This window comes from Streptomyces sp. NPDC060027, from assembly GCF_042737005.1.
Lineage (GTDB): Bacteria > Actinomycetota > Actinomycetes > Streptomycetales > Streptomycetaceae > Streptomyces.
In genome coordinates, this window is record NZ_JBHWVI010000340.1 from 1 (window position 1) to 6466 (window position 6466).

Consider the following 6466-nt stretch of genomic DNA (forward strand, 5'->3'; position numbering starts at 1 on the left):
GTGGCCGCGGGGGGGGGGGCGGGCGGCGGGGGCCCCGGCCGCGATCACCACGGTGTCCGCCGTGCCCAGGATCTCGGGACCGTGGTCGACCGTGACGGAGAAGTCGGCGTCCGTGCGGACCGGTCCTCCGTCGACGGTGCAGGTCACCACCTCGTACCGGCCTTCCGCCGCACCGAAGATCCGGCTGGGCATGCCCAGCTCGAAGGGATAGACGCCGTCGAGCGCCAGGACCACGACCCGTTCCACATGCTGCATGGCACGATCTTATCGAAGGTTGGCAATTCTGCCATTTCCCGGGGAGGCAGGCCCCGGCAGGCTGGTTCACCATGAGCACTGTGAACACGATGCGAGCCATCGGCCAGAACGTCCTCGGCGGCCCCGAGGTCCTCGAGGAAGTAACCCTGGAGCGGCCCACGCCGCGACCGAACGAGATCCTGGTCCGGGTACGGGCCGCCGGGGTCAACCCGACCGACTGGAAGCACCGCGCGACGGGCGGGTTCCTCGGCGAGCCGCCCTTCGTCCTCGGCTGGGACGTCTCCGGCACGGTCGAGGCCACCGGGATCGGCGTCGCCCACGTCAAGCCCGGGGACGAGGTCTTCGGCATGCTGCCCTACCCCTACGGCCACGGCTCGCACGCCGAGTACGTGACCGGTCCCGGCCGCGCCTTCACCCTGAAGCCGTCGGCGGTCGACCACACGCAGGCCGCCGCGCTCCCGCTGGTCTCCCTGACCGCGTGGCAGGCGCTGACCGAGCGGGCCGACGTGCGGGCCGGGCAGCGCGTGCTGATCCACGCGGCGGCCGGCGGGGTCGGCCACGTGGCCGTGCAGATCGCGAAGGCACTGGGCGCGTATGTGATCGGTACCGCGAGCGCGGGCAAGCACGACTACCTGCGGTCCATCGGCGTGGACGAGCCGATCGACTACACCGCCGTCGACTTCGCCGAGGCCGTACGTGATGTCGACGTCGTACTGGACACGATCGGCGGCGAGACCGGACTCCGCTCGCTGCGCGTGCTGCGCCCGGGCGGCGTGGTCGTCTCCATCCTGCCGGTCGGGTCCGACGAGTTCTACGACGAGGCCGAGCGGCTCGGGGTCCGGGCGGTACGGATGCTCGTCGATGCCGACCAGGCCGGAATGAGGGCGGTCGCGGACCTCGTCGAGAAGGGCGCGCTGCGCCCCACGATCGCCGAGACCTTCCCGCTGGCCGATGCCGCCAAGGCGCACGCGCTGGGCGACACCGGCCGGACCACGGGGAAGCTCGTGCTGGTGGTCGACTGACGGCCGGGATTCCGCGCGTCGGCTGACGGGCGGGACCCCGCGCTCCGAGTTGGCCGACCGGTCCGTGCACCATCGGCCAACTCGCCACGCACAGCGGAGACATATGTCAATCGAACATGCTGAGATTCACTCCAACGAGGGTAACTTGCAGAGCGAGGAACGCTTTTGCACCCACCGGCGCCCTGGGGTCGTGTCTAGGATCACTTGACCTATCGTCACCCCGGCCCCCGGTGACCCTGTCCCCGTTCGGGGCAGGTCGACTGCCGGTTGGAGGTGATGTCCGCATGGCGAGCGACCCCGCACCGCCTTCCAGGTATCTGCGCATCCATCATGAACGCGGTCATGTGGTGCTGGAGTTGCACGGGGAGATCGATCTGCTCGCGACGACGGAGATCACCTCGCTGCTGGACTCGGCCACCTCGGGCCCGGCACCGCAGGTCGTGATCGACCTGCGGTGCGTCGAGTTCTTCGACTGCTCGGGCCTGCGGCTGCTGTACCGCGCCTGGCACCGCGTCCTCGCCCGCGACGGCCGGCTGCACCTGGTCTGCACCCGTCCGCTGACCCTCCGCATGCTCCGGGTGACCGGCCTCGCGCGGATCCTGCCGCCCTCGGCCTCGCTGGAGGAGGCGCTGAGCCGCTCGGAGGCCACGGAGGCACCGGAGTCCATTTCGGACTCGTACTGAGAGCGCTCCGACCCCGCCGCCTACGCGCGGATCCTCGTGACCTGCCCGGCGCCGACCGTCCTGCCACCCTCGCGGATGGCGAACTTCAGCCCTTCCTCCATCGCGATCGGCTGGATCAGCTCCACCTCCATGGTGGTGTTGTCGCCCGGCATGACCATCTCCGTGCCCCTGGGCAGGGTCACGACTCCGGTCACGTCCGTCGTGCGGAAGTAGAACTGCGGGCGGTAGTTGTCGAAGAACGGGGTGTGCCGGCCGCCCTCGTCCTTGGAGAGGATGTAGGCGCGCGCCTCGAACCGGGTGTGCGGGGTCACGGAACCCGGCTTGATGACGACCTGCCCCCGCTCCACGTCCTCGCGCTTCACTCCCCGCAGCAGCAGCCCGACGTTCTCGCCCGCCCGCCCCTCGTCGAGGAGTTTCCGGAACATCTCGACGCCGGTGACGGTGGTGCGTGTCTTCTGCTCGTGGATGCCGATGATCTCGACCTCGCTGTTCACCTTCAGCACCCCGCGCTCGATCCGGCCGGTGACGACCGTGCCGCGGCCCGTGATGGTGAAGACGTCCTCGATCGGCAGCAGGAACGGCCGGTCCACGTCACGCACCGGTTCCGGCACGAACGCGTCGACGGCCGCGAGGAGTTCGAGGATCGAGGCGCTCCACTTCGGGTCGCCCTCCAGCGCCCTCAGCGCGGAGACCTGGACGACCGGGACGTCGTCGCCCGGAAACTCGTACTCGGTGAGCAGTTCGCGCACTTCGAGCTCGACGAGTTCCAGGATCTCCTCGTCGTCCACCATGTCGGTCTTGTTCAGCGCGACCACGATGTACGGGACGCCCACCTGCCGGGCCAGCAGGACGTGTTCCTTGGTCTGCGGCATCGGGCCGTCGGTCGCCGCGACCACGAGGATCGCTCCGTCCATCTGCGCGGCGCCCGTGATCATGTTCTTGATGTAGTCCGCGTGCCCCGGGCAGTCCACGTGCGCGTAGTGCCGGTTCTCCGTCTGGTACTCGACATGGGCGATCGAGATCGTGATGCCGCGCTGCCGCTCCTCGGGCGCCTTGTCGATCTGATCGAACGGCGTGTACGGGTTCAGCCCGGGGAACCGGTCGTGCAGCACCTTGGTGATGGCCGCCGTCAGTGTCGTCTTGCCGTGGTCGATGTGCCCGATGGTGCCGATGTTCACATGCGGCTTGGTCCGCTCGAATTTCGCCTTGGCCACTGCGAGCCCTCCTGATCACCTGGGTGACGCCGAGCGTTGCTCCGCGGCTTCCCGGCCGGGCACGGCAGCCGCTCCTGGTGACCGAGCGGACGGGAGGGAAGTTCCGCTCCCTCCTGTCTATTGGTTCTGCGGCGCGTCGAACAGAGCGCTGACGGACTCACCGTTGTGAATACGCCGCACCGCCTCGGCGAGCGCCGGGGCGATGGACAGGACGCTCAGCTTCTCGGTGTACTCCTCGGCCGGGATCGGCACGGTGTTCGTGCAGACGATCTCCAGCACGTCGGGCTGCTCGCTGAGCCGCTTGAGCGCACCCGCCGCGAACAGCCCGTGGGTGCACGCGACCCGGATCGACCGCGGCCCCAATTCGCGCAGCCGCTGCAGGAGTTCGAGAACCGTGCTGCCCTTGGCGATCTCGTCGTCCAGCACGATGACATCGCGTCCGGCGATCTCGCCGATGACGGAGCTGATGCTCACCCGGTCGTCGGCGAACCGCTGCTTGGCGCCGGCGGCCACCTGGGCACCGATCAGCCGCGCGAACGCCGCGGCCTCCTTGGCGTTGCCGAGGTCCGGCGAGACCACCGTCGTACGCGACAAGTCGTTGGACCGGAAGTGCGCGGCCAGTTCGCGCAGGGCGTGCAGGTGGTCGACCGGCACCGAGAAGAAGCCGTGCACTTGTGGGGAGTGCAGTGTCATCGCGAGGACACGGCTCGCACCGGCCGCGACCAGCAGATCCGCCACGAGCCGACCGCCCATGGAGATCCGCGGCATATCCTTCTTATCCGAACGCGCGTACGAATAGTGCGGCATGACCACGGTGATCCGCCCGGCGGACGCGCCCCGCGCCGCGTCGCACATCATCAGGAGTTCGACGAGGTGCTCCTGCACCGGAGTGACCAGTGGCTGCACCAGGAAGACGTCACGCTCGCGGCAGTTGGCCTGGAGCTGGACCTCCAGGCAGTCATTGGCGAACCGGCTGACGCGGGTAGGACTGAGCGGCACGCCGAGGTGCGCGCAGAGCTCGGCCGCCAGCTCGGGATGGGCGCTACCGCTGAACACGGCGATGTCACGCACGACCGCTCCTCGCATGATCGAACCGGGTTGCGTCGCCGGTTGGCAAGATCGGCCCGGAGTGCGTACCTCATGCTACTGGGCACCTTTCGAGCCTTCGACCGGGGGGAAAACCGGTTGCGGACCCCCGCCCCGGTCACGCCATGATGTCGAGATCAGGGCCCCTCACGAGGGGTGCCGCTCGACCACAGGAGATCGAATGCGCCGTTTCCTCGGAACGACTCAGCGCCCCCACCGGACGACTGTCTTCGAGGAACCGACCACGCATGCAGACCCTGAACATCGGAATTCTGGCCCACGTCGACGCGGGTAAGACCAGCCTCACCGAGCGACTGCTGTTCGACGGTGGCGCCATCGACCGGCTCGGCAGCGTCGACGCCGGGGACACCCGCACGGACGACGGAGCGATCGAGCGGCAGCGCGGGATCACCGTCCGCTCGGCCGTCGCCGCCTTCACCGCGGGTGATGTACAGATCAACCTGATCGACACCCCCGGGCACTCGGACTTCATCGCCGAGGTCGAGCGGGCCCTGGAGGTCCTGGACGGGGCGGTCCTGCTGCTGTCCGCCGTCGAGGGCGTCCAGGCGCAGACCCGCGTCCTGATGAAGACCCTGCGACGACTCGGCCTGCCCACCCTCGTCCTCGTCAACAAGATCGACCGGGCGGGAGCGCGCCAGGACGACCTCCTCGACGACATCCGGCGCCTCCTCACGCCGCACGCGGTCCCGCTGTCGCGCGTGGAGGACATCGGCACCCCGGCGGCCCGCGTGCTGGAGCGTCCCCTCGACGACCTCGCGGCCGGCACGCTCGCCGAGGTCGACCCGGGCATTCTGGCCGCCCTCGTGGACGGCCCGCCGCCGACCCGGGACGAGCTGTGGGCCGCGCTCACGGCGCGTACCGGCGACGGCTCGGTCCACCCGGTCCTCTTCGGGTCGGCGGTCGGCGGCCAGGGCGTCGCCGCACTGGTCGAGGGGCTGATCCAGCTGATCCCCCGCCCGCTCTCCCCCGCCGACGCCGTGCCGCGCGGCACGGTCTTCGCCGTACGGACCGCACCGGGCGGCGAGCGCACGGCCTATCTGCGGTTGTACGAGGGCGAGGTGACGCACCGTCAACGGCTGTTCTTCGTACGCCGCGAGACGGACGGCCGAACCCGAGAGGTGCCGGGCCGGGCACGCGATCTCGAGGTGATCGGGCGGCCCGGGGCAGCCACTCTCACCGCGGGCGACATCGCCGCGATCCGCGGGGTCCCCGGCATCCGGGTCGGCGACCGGCTCGGCCATGTCACCGACCGCGCACCGCAGTTCGCCGCGCCCACGCTGGAGACCCTGGTCCGGGCGAAGCACCCGGACCAGGCGGCGGCGCTGCGCACCGCCCTGCTCACGCTGTCCGACCAGGACCCCCTGCTGCACGCCGGGCCCGCCGGGTCGGGCAGCACCGCGCTGCTGCTCTACGGGGAGGTCCAGAAGGAGGTCCTCGCGGCCACGCTCGTGCAGGACTTCGGCATCGAGGCCGAGTTCGAGCCGAGCCGGGTGCGGCTGCTGGAACGGCCCGACGGCACCGGTGAGGCGTACGAGGAGATCCAGCGGCACGGACACATGGGGTTCTGGGCGACGGTGGGTCTACGGGTCGAGCCCGGGCCGCGCGGCTCCGGTGGCGTCTTCACGTACGAGACCGAACTCGGCGCCCTCCCGCGGGCGTTCCACCAGGCTATCGAGGACACGGTCCACGCGACCCTGCTGAACGGACCGCACGGGCGGCCGGTGACCGACTACCGGGTCACCCTGACCCGCTCCGGATTCGCCGCGCCGCTCAGCACCGCCGCGGACTTCCGCGGGCTGACCCCGATCGTGCTGCTGCGCGCCCTGGAGCGGGCGGGAACGCGGGTGTACGAGCCGTACCACGCGTTCGAGGTGGAGATCCCGGCCGACACGCTCGCCCCGGTGACGGCCGAACTCGCCTCCTCCGGAGCCGAGTTCAAGGAGACGACCGGGGGGCGTGACACCTGGGTGGTCACCGGGGAGCTGCCCGCCCGGAACGTACGGGAGGTCGAGCTGCGGCTGCCGGGGCTGACGCACGGCGAGGGCGTCTGGTGGTCCCGGCTGTCGGGAGACCGGGCGGTCCGGGCGGTGCGCTAGATGTATTGATCACGAGCGTTGTTGACAGTTGCAGGGCTTGATCATGGCGAAGACCTCCGGTGTGGTGGAGCTGTCTAGGACCGCACCGC

5 protein-coding genes and 1 pseudogene are annotated in these 6466 nt (G+C 70.2%); 3 read left to right on the forward strand and 3 right to left on the reverse strand.

Annotated features, from left to right (window positions below):
• Positions 1–255: pseudogene (locus tag ACFWBT_RS40845) on the reverse strand (AraC family transcriptional regulator); the annotation flags it as partial.
• Positions 256–326: 71 nt separating this feature from the next.
• On the opposite strand from ACFWBT_RS40845, the gene ACFWBT_RS40850 reads away from it, so the two are divergent.
• Positions 327–1277 carry an NADP-dependent oxidoreductase gene (locus tag ACFWBT_RS40850; RefSeq protein ID WP_385709274.1) on the forward strand — a complete coding sequence of 317 codons (951 nt, stop codon included), beginning with the start codon at positions 327–329 and terminating at the stop codon, positions 1275–1277.
• Positions 1278–1561: 284 nt separating this feature from the next.
• A complete protein-coding gene (locus ACFWBT_RS40855) occupies positions 1562–1960 on the forward strand; it encodes an anti-sigma factor antagonist (protein ID WP_385709277.1) in 399 nt (132 codons plus the stop codon).
• A gap of 20 nt (positions 1961–1980) precedes the next feature.
• Here the strand turns inward: ACFWBT_RS40855 and tuf are convergent, their stop codons facing one another.
• Both tuf and ACFWBT_RS40865 read right to left on the reverse strand, forming a co-directional pair.
• Complete coding sequence (gene tuf / locus ACFWBT_RS40860; protein ID WP_385709280.1) at positions 1981–3174, reverse strand: elongation factor Tu; 1194 nt, start codon at positions 3172–3174, stop codon at positions 1981–1983.
• A gap of 117 nt (positions 3175–3291) precedes the next feature.
• Positions 3292–4245, reverse strand: a complete 954-nt coding sequence (locus tag ACFWBT_RS40865) for a ribose-phosphate diphosphokinase (protein ID WP_385709283.1) — start codon at positions 4243–4245, stop codon at positions 3292–3294.
• A 263-nt stretch (positions 4246–4508) separates the two neighbouring features.
• Between ACFWBT_RS40865 and otr(A) the strand changes: the two genes are divergently transcribed.
• The gene (otr(A), locus tag ACFWBT_RS40870; protein ID WP_385709286.1) at positions 4509–6377 is read left to right on the forward strand and encodes a tetracycline resistance ribosomal protection protein Otr(A); all 1869 of its coding nucleotides are present in this window, start codon (positions 4509–4511) and stop codon (positions 6375–6377) included.
• The last annotated feature ends 89 nt before the right edge of the window (positions 6378–6466 follow it).